This window comes from Rhizobium binae, from assembly GCF_017357225.1.
Lineage (GTDB): Bacteria > Pseudomonadota > Alphaproteobacteria > Rhizobiales > Rhizobiaceae > Rhizobium > Rhizobium binae.
On the sequence record NZ_CP071604.1, the window covers coordinates 2,086,877 to 2,100,102 of the forward strand.

At 60.5% G+C, this 13,226-nt stretch carries 15 protein-coding genes; 5 read left to right on the forward strand and 10 right to left on the reverse strand.

Going from position 1 to position 13,226, the window contains the following annotated elements:
• Nucleotides 1-20 precede the first annotated feature (20 nt).
• Nucleotides 21-362 carry a TraR/DksA family transcriptional regulator gene (locus J2J99_RS10190; RefSeq protein ID WP_168294765.1) on the reverse strand — a complete coding sequence of 114 codons (342 nt, stop codon included), beginning with the start codon at nucleotides 360-362 and terminating at the stop codon, nucleotides 21-23.
• Nucleotides 363-701: 339 nt separating this feature from the next.
• Between J2J99_RS10190 and J2J99_RS10195 the strand changes: the two genes are divergently transcribed.
• Nucleotides 702-1,397 (forward strand): VIT1/CCC1 transporter family protein, encoded by a 696-nt coding sequence (locus J2J99_RS10195; RefSeq protein ID WP_168294764.1) that lies wholly within the window; start codon nucleotides 702-704, stop codon nucleotides 1,395-1,397.
• 155 nt (nucleotides 1,398-1,552) lie between these two features.
• Here the strand turns inward: J2J99_RS10195 and J2J99_RS10200 are convergent, their stop codons facing one another.
• The 7 genes from J2J99_RS10200 to J2J99_RS10230 all read right to left on the reverse strand — a co-directional run bounded on the left by J2J99_RS10200 (nucleotide 1,553) and on the right by J2J99_RS10230 (nucleotide 6,973).
• Nucleotides 1,553-2,005, reverse strand: coding sequence for a DUF302 domain-containing protein (locus J2J99_RS10200; protein ID WP_205918623.1), 453 nt, complete (start codon nucleotides 2,003-2,005; stop codon nucleotides 1,553-1,555).
• Nucleotides 2,002-2,385 carry an EF-hand domain-containing protein gene (locus J2J99_RS10205; RefSeq protein WP_246638803.1) on the reverse strand — a complete coding sequence of 128 codons (384 nt, stop codon included), beginning with the start codon at nucleotides 2,383-2,385 and terminating at the stop codon, nucleotides 2,002-2,004. The genes J2J99_RS10200 and J2J99_RS10205 overlap by 4 nt, the downstream gene beginning before the upstream one ends.
• Nucleotides 2,386-2,688: 303 nt before the next feature.
• A complete protein-coding gene (locus tag J2J99_RS10210) occupies nucleotides 2,689-3,609 on the reverse strand; it encodes an FAD:protein FMN transferase (RefSeq protein WP_168294761.1) in 921 nt (306 codons plus the stop codon).
• A 1-nt stretch (nucleotide 3,610) separates the two neighbouring features.
• Complete coding sequence (locus tag J2J99_RS10215; RefSeq protein WP_168294760.1) at nucleotides 3,611-5,809, reverse strand: PepSY domain-containing protein; 2,199 nt, start codon at nucleotides 5,807-5,809, stop codon at nucleotides 3,611-3,613.
• Nucleotides 5,810-5,827: 18 nt separating this feature from the next.
• Nucleotides 5,828-6,298, reverse strand: coding sequence for a DUF2271 domain-containing protein (locus tag J2J99_RS10220; protein WP_168294949.1), 471 nt, complete (start codon nucleotides 6,296-6,298; stop codon nucleotides 5,828-5,830).
• A 34-nt stretch (nucleotides 6,299-6,332) separates the two neighbouring features.
• Nucleotides 6,333-6,650 (reverse strand): hypothetical protein, encoded by a 318-nt coding sequence (locus J2J99_RS10225; protein WP_168294759.1) that lies wholly within the window; start codon nucleotides 6,648-6,650, stop codon nucleotides 6,333-6,335.
• 44 nt (nucleotides 6,651-6,694) lie between these two features.
• On the reverse strand, nucleotides 6,695-6,973 hold the full coding sequence (locus J2J99_RS10230) for a PepSY domain-containing protein (RefSeq protein ID WP_168294758.1): 279 nt from the start codon (nucleotides 6,971-6,973) through the stop codon (nucleotides 6,695-6,697).
• Between the two features lie 140 nt (nucleotides 6,974-7,113).
• On the opposite strand from J2J99_RS10230, the gene J2J99_RS10235 reads away from it, so the two are divergent.
• Together J2J99_RS10235 and J2J99_RS10240 are read left to right on the forward strand one after the other, a co-directional pair.
• Nucleotides 7,114-7,773 (forward strand): response regulator transcription factor, encoded by a 660-nt coding sequence (locus J2J99_RS10235; RefSeq protein WP_168294757.1) that lies wholly within the window; start codon nucleotides 7,114-7,116, stop codon nucleotides 7,771-7,773.
• Nucleotides 7,770-9,152 (forward strand): sensor histidine kinase, encoded by a 1,383-nt coding sequence (locus J2J99_RS10240; protein ID WP_168294756.1) that lies wholly within the window; start codon nucleotides 7,770-7,772, stop codon nucleotides 9,150-9,152. The genes J2J99_RS10235 and J2J99_RS10240 overlap by 4 nt, the downstream gene beginning before the upstream one ends.
• Nucleotides 9,153-9,161: 9 nt before the next feature.
• Here the strand turns inward: J2J99_RS10240 and J2J99_RS10245 are convergent.
• A protein-coding gene (locus J2J99_RS10245) for an IS5 family transposase (protein ID WP_168294755.1) occupies nucleotides 9,162-9,919 on the reverse strand; the annotation gives its coding sequence in 2 pieces (ribosomal slippage) (nucleotides 9,162-9,601 and nucleotides 9,601-9,919; 759 coding nt in all).
• Nucleotides 9,920-10,354: 435 nt separating this feature from the next.
• Between J2J99_RS10245 and J2J99_RS10250 the strand changes: the two genes are divergently transcribed.
• Nucleotides 10,355-10,873: a TetR/AcrR family transcriptional regulator gene (locus tag J2J99_RS10250; RefSeq protein ID WP_168294754.1), complete on the forward strand. Its 519-nt coding sequence runs from the start codon at nucleotides 10,355-10,357 to the stop codon at nucleotides 10,871-10,873.
• Between the two features lie 53 nt (nucleotides 10,874-10,926).
• On the forward strand, nucleotides 10,927-11,754 hold the full coding sequence (locus tag J2J99_RS10255) for an SDR family oxidoreductase (RefSeq protein ID WP_168294753.1): 828 nt from the start codon (nucleotides 10,927-10,929) through the stop codon (nucleotides 11,752-11,754).
• Nucleotides 11,755-12,387: 633 nt separating this feature from the next.
• On the opposite strand, the gene J2J99_RS10260 is transcribed toward J2J99_RS10255, so the two are convergent.
• Nucleotides 12,388-13,065 (reverse strand): cupin domain-containing protein, encoded by a 678-nt coding sequence (locus tag J2J99_RS10260; RefSeq protein WP_168294752.1) that lies wholly within the window; start codon nucleotides 13,063-13,065, stop codon nucleotides 12,388-12,390.
• Nucleotides 13,066-13,226: the final 161 nt, after the last annotated feature.

Below are 13,226 nucleotides of genomic sequence, written 5' to 3' on the forward strand. Positions count from 1 at the left end.
GCAACTCAGGCTTCAAACGACTAAGCGCAAGACTGACAGAAAGGTGTGTGAGGGACGGCGCCAAGCCTCTTCTCGCCGATCGGCTTGCGGCATTTCACGCATGTGCCAAAAGTTCCGGCTTCAATCCGGTCCAACGCCGCTTGGACGGCGAGGAGCTCTTTTTGTCCAGCTTCGCCGAGTTCTTCCAGGACTTCATCGTTATTTCGCTCTGTGGCACGATCATCATCATCGGGATTCCGAGGCTCTTCGAAATCATGCTCGATCGCTTGCAGGCGGATTTCCAACTCGCGCCGACGTTGGTCAAGGATCGCCTTGTACCTTTCGATATGCTGCCTCGTTTGCGAGGAGGACTGCTTCTGCATGATCGCTCTCCAGCCGGCCCTATGTTCGCGACCGACACCATGTTTTACTGGGAATTTCACCCCTGACGGGATGCGGAAAAGCTAGGCGTGTCGGGCGTCCGTCGCATTGATTCGAATCAAGATAGCTTTCGAGCCGCGAGTGTCCGGGCTTCCTTGTCCGAAGAGTTAAACTTGCAGGATACTGTTTTAGCTTGGCTTCGCCGACGGCCCTTCGGCCGGTAAATTGATGGTTGTCAAATCTTTTATGACCAAGGATCGATATGAAGGTCGGGTGTGATCGCGAGTGCCACTTTGCTCGATGTCGCGCTCCACGTCCAATCGCGCATCCCGGAGACCCTGATGAGCAGACTGCATTCCGAAAATCACCTCGTCTCCCGCATCGGCTGGCTCCGGGCCGCCGTCCTCGGTGCAAACGACGGGATCGTCTCGACGGCGAGCTTGATCATGGGCGTCGCCACCGCATCCGCCGGAGCCTCGCAGATCCTGGTGGCGGGCGCCGCTGGTCTGGTCGCGGGCGCAATGTCGATGGCGGCCGGCGAATATGTATCGGTAAGCTCGCAGGCGGATACCGAGGAAGCCGATCTCGCGCGGGAGCGGACGGAGTTGGAGACGCAGCCAGAAGCTGAGCTCAACGAGCTGACGCAAATCTACGTCAAACGCGGCCTTACCCACGATCTGGCTAGGCAGGTGGCTGTTCAATTGACCGCCAATAATGTTCTCGACGCGCATTTGCGCGACGAACTCGGTATCGTCGAACACATGGGCGCCCGGCCCATTGAGGCAGCCTTGACGTCGGCCGTCACCTTCGCGGTGGGAGCCGCACTCCCCCTGCTGATGGTCGTCCTTTCACCCGCCTCGGTGCTGGTCTATAGCGTTGCAGGCGCGTCTTTGGCTTTCCTTGCGTTGCTGGGCGCAATCGGTGCGAAAGCGGGCGGCGCAAATGTCTTGAAGGCCACCGCTCGCGTCACCTTCTGGGGCGCCTTCGCGATGGCGCTGACGGCCGCAATCGGTGCGCTGGTTGGCACGGCCATCTGACCAGGCGTGTCAGATGCGAGGGGTGGCCTGTTTCTGTACTGCGGCTGCCGGTTCGCGATGGTCGTATGCAGTCGGCCGCCGTTCGGCTATCAGCGGGAACTGTCTGAACAAAAATCGAAACGGATTCGGTAGCCAACTCTCCGTAAGGTCGGGTATCAAACGTCCGTCACGACATCCGCAAGCATCGAGCGGACCCTGCCTGCCAGACTGGTCAGCATTTCGTTGTCGATCGCCTGCATGGAGGCGACAGGATCAATGGCGCTCACCATGACATTGCCACCGCCGACTGCGCGCAGAATGACGTTGCACGGCAGCATGGCACCCACCTTCGGTTCCAGTTTCATCGCCTCGAACGCCATGCGCGGATTGCAGGCTCCGAGGATGAGGTAGTCGTCGATGTCGGCGTCGATCTTCTTTTTCATCGTTGCCCTGACATCGATCTCCGTCAGAACACCGAAACCGTGCTTGATGAGAGCGGATTTGGTCCTGCCGACCGCGTCTTGGAAACTGGTCGCCCCCAGGGTTCTATCGAGCGTATAGGTCATGAGAAGTCTCCTTTGGGCGGTGGCTCCCATGCAGCGGCCGGCAAATGCCCAGCCTCCAATCATTTGTCCTGCATGAACGCCTGCATTTCTTCAGGTGTGACCTTGCCATCCTTGTTTGCGTCGACCGCGTTGAAGATACGTTTGTGGATTGCTGTTACCTCTTCGAAAGAAATTGCGCCGTCTCCATCACTGTCTGCGATGACGAACATGATCTTCATCATATGACCGCGCATTGGCCCCATCATGCGCATTCCTGGGTACATGCCAGATTGCATCATGTTGCGACCCATCATGCCTGGCATCATTTCCCATCCGTCGGCCTCGGGTTTAGCCTCCGACTGGGCCGGGTCTGGACTTTTCGTCTGGGCGGAGGCGCTGCCCATGGCACCGACGGCACCGAGCAAGGCCAGCAGAGTGATAGTCGGCAGTCTGAACATAGACATTCTGCATCTCCTCTTTGAGACATTATCCTCCATGAATATGGAGTTGCTTGTACCAATACGATGAATGCTGGGTCCAAGCGTTGCGTTGGATCAAACTGCCTGCCGAGTCGTCGATGAAGGACCAACAAATCTGCATGCGCCACACCGTGTCCACGATGCCAGCCGCCATGTGTCCGAGGAGCGAACGCGCGCGAAGCGACACTTAGGATCGAGCCGGCCGACGCAAGGTGATTTTGCGAGTGCGATCGGCTCATTTGCACGCCTCAAGACAGATGAGCTATCGAGTTGGCTTCAATGAGGTCGTCAGCGCGCGAACAGGCCGCATCCGAACCCCTCAGTTTGATCATGCTTGAGGAAGAGAACGGACAGACCAAGCCTTTCCGCGAGCGCAAGACCACGTGCTTGGCCGAGAACCATCATCGCCGTCGCCCAGGCGTCGGCGCTCATGCAATCGCAGGCGATCACCGTCGCCGAGGCGGGCGGATCCCTGAGCGGCATGCCGAGGCGCGGCTCCATGGTGTGCGAGAGGCGATGGCCGCCGACATCGATCCAGTGTCGATAGTCGCCGGAAGTCGCAACAGCGGCATCATCCAGCTCGAGCATGGAATGCACGGCACGCACATCCAGATTTGGCGTTTCGACTGCGACGGCCCAGCCGCGACCATCGGGCCGAGTGCCAAGCGCTCGCAGTTCGCCATCGATGGCGAAGAGGCCGGCGTCGATACCGTACTGGCGCGCAGCCTCAGCCAATTGATCGGCGCCATAACCCTTGGCGATGCCGTTGAGATCGAAGCACATCTCGGAGTGCTTGCGGGCGCGCCCGGCGGCCTTGTCCAGCTCCAGGACGTCATGGGCCGGGCTGCGTTTCGCAAGACGGGCGGTCCTGATCATGTCCGTGTTTGCCTCCACCGGGCCGAAACCCCAGGCAGTGGTGGCATCACCCATGCCGATATCGAAAGCGCCGCCCGAGGTGCGGCCGATGGCAAGACCCGCTCCCAGCACGGCAAGCAGCCGGTCGGGTAGGGCGACCCATCCGCCGGGTCGTGCGGCGTTCAAGCGGTTCAGGTCGCTGTCCGGCCTCCAGGTGGACATTTGTTTGTCGACTTCGGTTACGGCGTCGGCCATTGCCTTGCGGGCGGGGGCGACATCGAAATCCGATGACATGTGAAAGAGGGCGGACCAGCGCGTGCCCATGGTCGGACCGTTCATCGCGTAGCGCGTCATGTCAGTAGACGTCCTCGGCGTAGCGGCCAGTGGCTTTCAGGAGCGCGAGATTGAAGCCCTGTGCCGCGAGAATGTCGGCAAGCACGGCGGCAACGGCCGCCGCCATGTCCCGACTCCCGCAGATGAGAACCTGACCGCCTGCGGCAATGAGCTTGCCGATGCGCTCGGCGTCCTTACGCAGAATATCCTGCACATAGGCCGGGCTTGCAGTTTGCGAAAAGGCGGTCGATACCGAGGTCAGCCGGCCGTCCTTTTTCCAGTAAGAAAGTTCCTCGGCGTAAAGCGCGTCGCTGGCGGGATGGCGAGTTCCGAAATAGAGGTGCATCGGGCGACGTGCCCGGTTTCGACGGGCGAAGCCGGCAAGCGGACCGATACCGGCGCCGGCGCCGATGAGAATGACCGGTTTGCCTCCTCGGGCTGGGCGGAAGGAGGGGTTGGGGCGCACGAAGGCCGCAACGATATCCCCCGGTTTCAAGGCGGTGAGCTGGGTCGAGCAAAGCCCTCCCACTTGCTTGCGGACGCAGATTTCGAGAAAGCCATCCTTGGTACCGGAAGCAAGGGAGTAGAAGCGCGGCAGATCCGAGCCCTGTGGCACGATGCCGATCAGGTCTCCCGCCTCGAACCGCGGGAAAGCCTTGCCAGTCAGGCGCTGCCAGAGCGAAATCTTCGGCAGGGAAAAACGCAGGATGGCGGTGGTCGCCTGTATGCTTGCGCCATAATCGCGGCGGGATATAAGCGGCAATCGCCAGGTCTTTGGAGCGGTGGGTTGGTGCTTCAGCTCGAAATCGAGGCCAAGTGTCTCAGCCAAGAGCCGTCCCCAGCGGGCAAAATCCTGTGGCGATTGGCGGTCTACCGTGTCGAAGGGGATGAGGGCGGCCCAGCCCTTGTCCTTGGCGATCGTCGCGATCTCAGCGGCGAAACCGCAGAAGGCCGGGAAGCTGCGGTCGCCAAAGCCGAGCACGGCGAGCGGGAGGCCGGGCTTTGCAGGCGTACGCTCGAGACGTTCGATGAAGCCCATGGCGGAGGCGGGTGCTGCGCCATCGCCATAGGTGGCGGCGAGCAGAATGACACGCCGCGCCTTCGGCCAGTGAGCCGGCTCGAAACTGGACATCGGGCCTATATGGACGCAAAGACCCTGTGCGGAAAGAGCAGCCTGCAGCGTATTGGCAAAGCCCCAGGTCGTGCCGCTCTCACTGCCGACGAGCAGGATCGTGTCGGCCTCGCCACCGTCTGTCGAGGTTGCTCGTCGGGCGCGGCTCCCTTTGAGCCAGACAATGAGGCCTGTCCAGCCGAGAACAGGAACCGCAAGCGCAGAGAACCCGAGAACGAGCCCGAGCCAAGCCAAGCCGTGCCCAGTGTGCAGCATGATGATGAAGCGCGTGACCCTGTCGACCCAGCCGGTGTCCGACCAGGCCAGCAGCGCGCCGTTGCCTTGGTCTATGTAAGCTTCTCCTGCTGCTATCTTGAGTGTGAAAACGTCCGTTGCGTCGCCCGTAGCAGGGAAATTCAGCGAGAGCAGATCATTGACCGGCGTCTCTTGAAGCAGAGTGACAGACGTGAGCGCCACCCCGGTCTTGCCGCTGACATCGGCCGGGAAGGTCGGTGCACCCGCGCCTGCCGGCAGCAGGCCGAAAACTGAAGCCGTCATCCAGAGCGCAGTGAGCGAGGAGAGGAAGAGACCCGGCAGAGCTAGGCGCGAGACGACGGCGTGTAGGCGTCCGTCGCCGCTGCCGCGAACGGATTTCAGGACGAAACGCCAGCCGCCGGCGCGCCGTGCCATCAAGAACAGACCGGAAATTGCGAGGGCAAGCATAACCGCTGCACCGCCCGCAGTTAGGAAGCGTCCAGTATCGTCGAGGAAAAGCGAACGATGGAGATTGGTCAACCAGCGCTCCAAATCCGAGATGTCGGCACTGCTGGCCGGCGTGCCGGTGGCAGGGTCGATGACAGCGGAGGCGGGTTGGTCGCCTTCGTAGTAATAGGCGGTGATCCGCCCGGACGGCGCGCGTCTGATCTGTTCCACCGTAGGTTCTGCCGCCTGGACCCGCGCGGCGAGTTCGGCAACGCTGATGTGCTGCGCGGCAGGCGTGGTGAGCGCCTCTGCAGCGGGGAAGATCGACAGTGCGACGCCGCTGAGCGCGACGACGGTGAGAAGCACCGAGGCGATCAGCCCAATCCAGCGGTGAAGCGAGCGCGTCATGGCGAGCGTCCGTCCCGCTCAACGCGCATAGGTGAAGGCGGCGATGTAGCGCGTGCCCTTCACCTTCTGCCCCAAGCCGACCGATGTCAGCGGCACCACGATCTCGTTTGGGCTGTCGCGCATGTCTTCCACGGCGGAGTCGATGTGAAGCTGATAGCCGGCATCGAACAATGTATCGGCAAGATCGACCGTGACCTTGAGTGAACGGCCGGCACCAACGCTGGCACCCGTGATGCCGTTGATCTCGGAGGTATCGCCACCAGTGGCGCGGTACCAGCCGGTGAGATGCTCGTAATACCTGGTCTTGCCGCCTGCCATCCAGAGACTGCCGACATATTTGCCCTGCGCATCGGTGACGTAAAAGGCAAGGTAGGCGCCATCGCCGCCGTAGTTGCGCATGTTGGTGGTGAAGGTCACCTCGCGCGCCATGGCAACGGCGGGAACGGTAAGGGCCGTGGTGACTGCAAGCATGGCAATAAGGGATTTCATTCTCATCGATACTCTCCTTGGCTGACTTGACGGTTCAGTTCGTCTGGACCCGCGGCTTGGAACCAGGCGTGAATAGGCCGTTGCTGGGCGGCGTGGCGTTCTGCTGCTGCACCGCGCCGCCGCAGGCTTCATCATCCTCGTTTTTGCAGTCATCGACGGCGTAACGGTCGGTGTCGTCGTCATGGAGGCGATGCTCTTCCTCGTGATCATCGTCCTCGCTCTCTTGATAGCCGGTTGGTACGGCCCCGGCGGCGGCACTCTTCTGTGCGGGGAACGGCATGGCCAGACTGCCGAGGGGTGCGAGAAAGCCGATGCCGGCGCAAGCGGCCAGAACAAATTTGCGGTTCGTCAAGGTGACCTCCAGTTGGTTATCTTCATGAGGATCGGGAGCGATGCTCAGCGATCTTCGCGGCGTTCATCGAGTTGGATGACTTCAAGCGTCACCGGATCGATTTTCGCCTCGAAGCGACGGCCGTCGCTGTCGGTGCCCTGGATTTCGTAACAACCGTCATCGATCTTGATGCGCTTCAACGTCCAACCCCGTTGCCCCGCCATGGCGCGAACCGCCGCGTGCGTCTTCCAATTGCTGATCGGAACGTCGCAATCATCTCTTGCCTGAGCGGATGTCACAGCGACGACGGCAAGCGCCAAGATGGGCAAGGTGCCGGTTTTCATCCTTGTTTCCTCTCATTTCGGTCCGATCAATTGCGTTCCAAGCTGACCGGCACCTGACAAACCGCGAGACATTGCTTCAGCTTCCCGTAAGCTGCCAGGGGGACTAGAAGATGAGGGAGAGCTACGGTGAGAGGACTACGATGCGGGTTCTGCTGATCGAGGACGATACGGCGCTGGGCGCGGCCATTCGCGACCAGATCGCCGCCGACGGCCATTCTGTCGATTGGGTCAACCGCCTCGACCAGGCGGGCGATGCGATCGTTGCGGCCGCTTATGATCTGGTGCTGCTCGATCTGATGCTGCCCGATGGGCTCGGCATTCCCTTCCTGAAGGCGTTGCGCGGGCGCGGCGACGTGACTCCGGTCATGATCTTGACAGCGCTCGACCAGGTCTCCGACCGTATTGCCGGATTGAATGCCGGCGCTGACGACTACATGGTGAAGCCCTTTGATCTTGCGGAGCTTTCGGCGCGGATCGGGTCGGTGGCGCGCCGTTATGCCGGCAATCCCAATCCCAACATCACGCTTGGCCCACTCGCCATCGATCTCGCCGCCAGAAGCATCACGCTGAATGGTAAGGCCGTTGTTTTAACGGCGCGAGAATGGGTCCTGTTTGAGGCCTTCCTGCAACGTCCCGGTCAGCTTCTTTCGAAGGCGCAGCTCGAAGAGCGGCTCTATTCCTTCGATAGGGAAATCGACAGCAACGCCATCGAGGTTCACGTCAGCCGGTTGCGCAAGAAGCTCGGTACTCATGTGATCGAGACCGAGCGCGGGCTCGGCTATCGCCTGGGACGGCCATGAGGATCGGCGCTTCGCTCCAGACGCGCTTGGCGCTCGCCCTTGGGCTTTCAGTGACGCTGTTATGGCTTGCGGCTGCGGCGGTCACCGCGCACCGCCTTGGCGGGCAGATGGAAGAGGTGTTCGATGATGGGCTGAAGGCCACAGCGCAGCGCATTTTGCCGATTGCCCGGCACGACCTGCGCGAGGACCATCAAGGCCGCGATGCGACCGACTACGACGACAACGGTGAGGACGACGACGGTGATGGACGCATCGGCCGAGAGGCTCGCTACGGCGAAGACGTCAGCTTCATCGTGCGTGAGCAAACCGGACAGGTTCTGCTCGGTTCCAAGGGGGCGGATGCCTCGATCTTCCCGCCGTTCACCAAGCGCGGCTTCCTTCGAACCGCAACGCACCAGCTCTATTACGATACAAGCTTCGACGGCAAGCTGACGATCGCCGTCGCCGAACCGCTTGACCATCGCACCGAATTGTCACGCAAGATGCTGTTGGGCCTTGTGCTGCCGTTGATCGTGGTGATCCCTCTCAGCCTGCTCGCGATATACCTTGCGGTGCGCCGCTCCTTGCGGCCGGTGCGCGCGCTGAGGCAGGAACTGGCCAATCGCGGCGCGCAGGATTTGTCGCCCGTCACCGACAGCGGCCTGCCGACCGAGCTTCTTCCGATTTCGGCAGGTGTCAACCAGCTTCTCGACCGCCTGACGGCAGCGTTCCACGCCGAGCGCGCCTTTGCAGCCAATGCCGCACACGAGCTTCGTACGCCGGTGGCCGGCGCAATCGCGCAGGCGCAACGCATTCGCTCCGAAACCAAGGAAAAGCTGACGAGCCAGCGGGCGGCGGAGATCGAAACGACGCTGAAGCGGCTGATGCGCGTATCTGAGAAGCTGATGCAGCTTGCTCGCGCTGAAGGCGGACGTCTACAAAGTGACGAACCGTCCGATCTCCGAACCGTCCTGCAGATGGTCCTTCAGGATTTTGCCCGGGCCGGAGAGGGGCGCATTTCACTGAGAGTGCCGCAGGCACCGGTGCTTTCCATGCTTGACCCGGATGCGGTCGGTATTCTCTGCCGCAACCTGATTGAGAACGCGCTGAAACACGGCGCGCTAGATGGAAAGGTTGAGGTTTCGCTTCAGCTTGGCGGCCTGCTGAGTGTTGCCAATGACGGCCCGATACTGCCCCCAGACGCTATAGACAGGCTGATGCGGCGCTTTGAGCGCGGGAACGTTGAGATCGGGGGAAGCGGTGTCGGGCTCGCTATCGTCAAGGCCATCGCCGATCGCATTGGAGCCGATGTGACGATTGTGTCTCCGCGACCCGCGAGGAACGAAGGTGTGCAGGTTGAAATAAAGCTTCCCGTGTGGTCGCCGAGGCTGAGTGTTTAGGCTCTGGACTCACAACCAAAACAACACCGTTGCCACGAGAGCGATGGCAGATAGGAACACGACAGGACATCTATCGTAGCGAGTAGCGACCCTGCGCCAGTCTTTCAGCCGCCCAAACATGTTCTCAATCTTGTGGCGGGCACGATAAGTCGTGGCGTCATGCGGGATAATGTCTTTACGGTTTCGTTGAAATGGAATGCGGGGTTCAATATTTCTTTCTTTCAGCCCGTCGCGGAACCAGTCGGCATCATACCCTCGATCCGCCAGCATCCACTTTGCATCCGGCAATGATGCAAGGAGTGCCCGCGCCCCGATGTAATCGCTGACGTTACCTGCGCTCAGAAACAGTCTTATCGGACGACCCAATGCATCGGTGACGGCGTGTAGCTTGGAGTTCATTCCTCCTTTGGTGCGACCGATCAAGCGGCCACGCCCCCCTTTTTGAGCCCCATGCTGGACGCTGTGCGATGGGTCTTCAGATGGGTGGCGTCAATCATCAAGGTGCCTGTCGCAGCGCCCTCAGAAGCCAATTCGGCCAGGATATTCGCGAAGATGCCCATTCGGGCCCATCTGGCCCATCGGTTGTAAAGCGTCTTGTGCGGCCCGTACTCGGCCGGAGCATCGCGCCAGCGCAGGCCATTTCGAATGACATGGATAATGCCGCTGAGAACCTTTCGGTCGTCAGAACGAGCAACCCCACGTGGCTTTGGGAACAAGTGCTTGATGCGGTTGAGGCGCTCTTGGTCGAGCCAGAACAAATGCGACATGGACAATCCTCCTGTCGCCTTGAATCACGATGCCGCAAGGAATGGAATCGACCATCACAAAGGCCGCTCAGCGCGGCAAGGCAATCATCCGACAGAAATGCTCAGATGACCGCCTTGAGCCCATCTCGACCAATGCTGCGCCAAGTGTGAATTACTGCAAATGCCATGAAAGCTGCCATGACCGATGGGGGCGGGCGCCGGACAGGCGGCGTCACGCGCCTGATTTCCTGATGGTCGCTGACTTCCCCGCTTTGTGCAGACCAAGGACACCCCATGGTATCAGCCGGTCTTCAGTAGGGTCGCTGTCGATCCCAGAGAATTTCCAGTGTCAGTCGCAGAAAGATCTTGTAACCGAAAATTTATTCGCTTATATGCGGTGACATGAAACCGAAAGACGAAAAGAAACTGGATGCAGTAATCGCGGCGACCTGTCATTTGGCCGCCGAAGAAGGGCTGCTTGGCCTGACCCTGGCCAAGATCGCCAAGGCGGCCGGAATTGGTACCAGCACGCTCTATGTCTACTTCGCGGACAAGGAGGCGCTGTTCAACGAGGTCTACCGCCGGGCCAAACGCACGGCGCTGGAGTTCTACAGCAGCGACCTGGATGCCGGCATGCCGTTGAAGGCACAGGTCCGAAACGTTTGGAATAAGATGCTAGACCACCGGCTGCGTAGGCACGACCAGGCAAGCTTCATGGAGCAATTTGCCGGCTCGGCCTTCATGAGCGATGAGAGCCGCGCCTTTGTCGGGCGACACGGCGACGGGCTGGTGCAGATCGTGCTGGAGGGGCAGCAGCAGGAGCTTCTGAAAGCCGCGCCGGTCCCGTTCATTGTCGCGCTGTTCTTCGGTTCGATCCGGGAAACGGCGCGACTCATGCGCAGCGGCGAAATTGCGGATACAAAGGAAAACCGCGAGACCGCCTTCCGCCTGTGCTGGGACGGCATCCGGTCCTGAACGTCCTTTTTTTTTGACTTTAACCGAAAATATAATCGCCAAAGGAGTCTCCTATGACTGACCATACTTCCCCCGTCGTTCTGATTACCGGCGCGTCCAGCGGGATCGGCCGCGCCACGACAGAACTGTTCGCCGCGCAAGGCTGGCGCGTTGCCGCCACCATGCGCAATCTGTCGCAAGGCGCGGATCTGGCCGGGCTTCCAAATGTCGAGGTTCTGCCGCTGGACGTGACCGATGCCTCTTCGGTCCGGGCGGCGGTTGCCGAAACACTGGATCAATTCGGACGGATCGACGCGCTGGTCAACAATGCCGGCTACGGTCTGTTCGGCCCTTTCGAGACGGCAAGCGACGAGCAGATTAGCCGCCAGTTCGCGACCAATGTCGATGGCATTTTCGCTGTCACCCGCGCAGTCCTGCCGGCAATGCGTAGCCAGGGTAGCGGCACGATCATCAATGTGGCCTCGCTTGGCGGCTTGATCGCGCTTCCCCTGTTCTCGCTCTACAATGCGACCAAATTTGCTGTGGTCGGCTTCACCGAGGCACTGTCTTACGAACTTGCGCCGCTTGGTATAAAGGCCAAGTATATCGCGCCGGGCGGTGTCGCCACCGATTTCGCCGGCCGGTCGATGGTCCAAACGTTCGATGGGGTCGAGAATGCCTATGGCGATACTCTTTCGAAGGTTGTGTCCGCCATGACCGGAGTTCGTACCGACTACTCGTCACCGGAGTCTATTGCCGAGGTCATCTTCTCTTCAGCGACCGATGGAACCGGTCAGGTCATGTATCTCGCCGGTCAGGATGCCGACCAAGCCTACGCGCTGCAGCGGAGCCTGTCGGAGGCAGAAAAGCTGGAAATGGTGCGGCAACGCTCAGGATTGTGATCGCACGGCTGCCAAACCCGAGGAGGTCGCCTTTCGCGATGCGCTTGAGAGCGCACATTCGCCCTAACCCGATAGGCGAGCGCTCCGTCTCGCAACTCGGTCATAGCCCGGTTTTTCGGCAGTGTCGGCTCACGGTCGAAGCTGCCGTTGGAGCAGGGATCGATTTATAGGTCCTGAGCCTAGCGGGTGGCCGCCGACGTGCCAATCGCGAAGCCGGCGCTGTCCACCCATCTTGTAGGCATGCCGCTCGGCCGTTTCTGTTTACAGAAGCTCCCGCACCGCCTGAAAGCAGGCGGTGGGCTCCTCGTGTCCGCCCACCGCCTCCTCCTCCCAGTATCCGCCGCCACGGTCGGGAACAAAACTAAATCTATCCCAGGCCTGCCACGGTTTGTATCTGCGCCGGCAAACAAAAGCGCAGTGTCATTTGATGGTCACATAGTATTTGCGGGCTATTGTTTGCCGCCGGGCAAATGTCATTGAAGTTACTGCGGTCGCCGCCACCGCGCCTGTGGATAAGCTGTGGATAACAGGTGGATGGCATGGCTGGTCAGTGGACGATAAGGTTCTCTGATTCATCATGATGTTGCTCATTCGTTCCGCGTGTGGCCATCCACCGTTGCGCCCCGAAATCCGCTAGGATGGCAGTTTCACAACATCGGCGTGCTGCAACGGTGCGTCTTTGATCCAGGCATATGCGCCCTCAGGACCGGCGCTCGCCATCAGGTTTTCCCCTTGAGGCAGCCGCATCCAGCTCTGGGGTCGAAGTCGCTCCGTTCCAACGGACAGCTCGCCTTCGAGAACCAGGAGCTCCAATCCACGATGATTCGAAAGTCTGATCGTGGCGCTGCTACCCCACCTTTGAAGATAGACCTGCTCATGACTGTCATCGAACAGGATCGTTGCGGTAACGGCATCGTTTTGAAGCCCTGGCTCTCCTTCACCCGGTCTACGCACGATTTGCGCCTCGTCGCCCTCGCGAAACTGCCAGAGCTTGACGAAGATGGTGCACCCGTCAGCGGATGCGGGCGCATGCGACGTACCCGGCGGATTGCGGAAGTAAGATCCGGCCGGGAAACGGCCGTGCTCGTCCTCGAATATCCCATCGAGCACCAATATTTCCTCACCGCCCGTGTGGGTATGAGAGGGAAATACGCTGCCTGCGGCATAGCGGACGATCGATGTCGCCCGAGCCACTTCCTCGCCGACGCGATAAAGCATCCGTCTATCGACCCCGCGAGCCGGACTGGCAACCCAATCCAGTTTCGCGGCGTGCACGACCGTCGGCTTGGTAAAATCATCATTCAGACGCATCGTTTTTCTCCATGGTCAGCACCACCGAAACTTGACGCCACCGGACTGCGTCTTTTTGAAAAGCATTAGCGGTCCTGACGACACCGCCAAAGGGTCCTTTCCGATTCCAAGAACAACAAGCCGGCCTTGAGCCGCGACACCTGGCATGAGTGCCGAAACCA

Coding starts and splice junctions, on each gene's coding strand:
- J2J99_RS10235 (WP_168294757.1), top strand. CDS start 7,114: ATGCGGGTTCTGCTGATCGAGGACGATACGGCGCTGGGCGCGGCCATT.
- J2J99_RS10220 (WP_168294949.1), bottom strand. CDS start 6,298: ATGAAATCCCTTATTGCCATGCTTGCAGTCACCACGGCCCTTACCGTT.
- J2J99_RS10260 (WP_168294752.1), bottom strand. CDS start 13,065: ATGCGTCTGAATGATGATTTTACCAAGCCGACGGTCGTGCACGCCGCG.
- J2J99_RS10240 (WP_168294756.1), top strand. CDS start 7,770: ATGAGGATCGGCGCTTCGCTCCAGACGCGCTTGGCGCTCGCCCTTGGG.
- J2J99_RS10190 (WP_168294765.1), bottom strand. CDS start 362: ATGCAGAAGCAGTCCTCCTCGCAAACGAGGCAGCATATCGAAAGGTAC.
- J2J99_RS10195 (WP_168294764.1), top strand. CDS start 702: ATGAGCAGACTGCATTCCGAAAATCACCTCGTCTCCCGCATCGGCTGG.
- J2J99_RS10205 (WP_246638803.1), bottom strand. CDS start 2,385: ATGTCTATGTTCAGACTGCCGACTATCACTCTGCTGGCCTTGCTCGGT.
- J2J99_RS10230 (WP_168294758.1), bottom strand. CDS start 6,973: ATGAAAACCGGCACCTTGCCCATCTTGGCGCTTGCCGTCGTCGCTGTG.
- J2J99_RS10200 (WP_205918623.1), bottom strand. CDS start 2,005: ATGATTGGAGGCTGGGCATTTGCCGGCCGCTGCATGGGAGCCACCGCC.
- J2J99_RS10255 (WP_168294753.1), top strand. CDS start 10,927: ATGACTGACCATACTTCCCCCGTCGTTCTGATTACCGGCGCGTCCAGC.
- J2J99_RS10215 (WP_168294760.1), bottom strand. CDS start 5,809: ATGACGCGCTCGCTTCACCGCTGGATTGGGCTGATCGCCTCGGTGCTT.
- J2J99_RS10210 (WP_168294761.1), bottom strand. CDS start 3,609: ATGACGCGCTACGCGATGAACGGTCCGACCATGGGCACGCGCTGGTCC.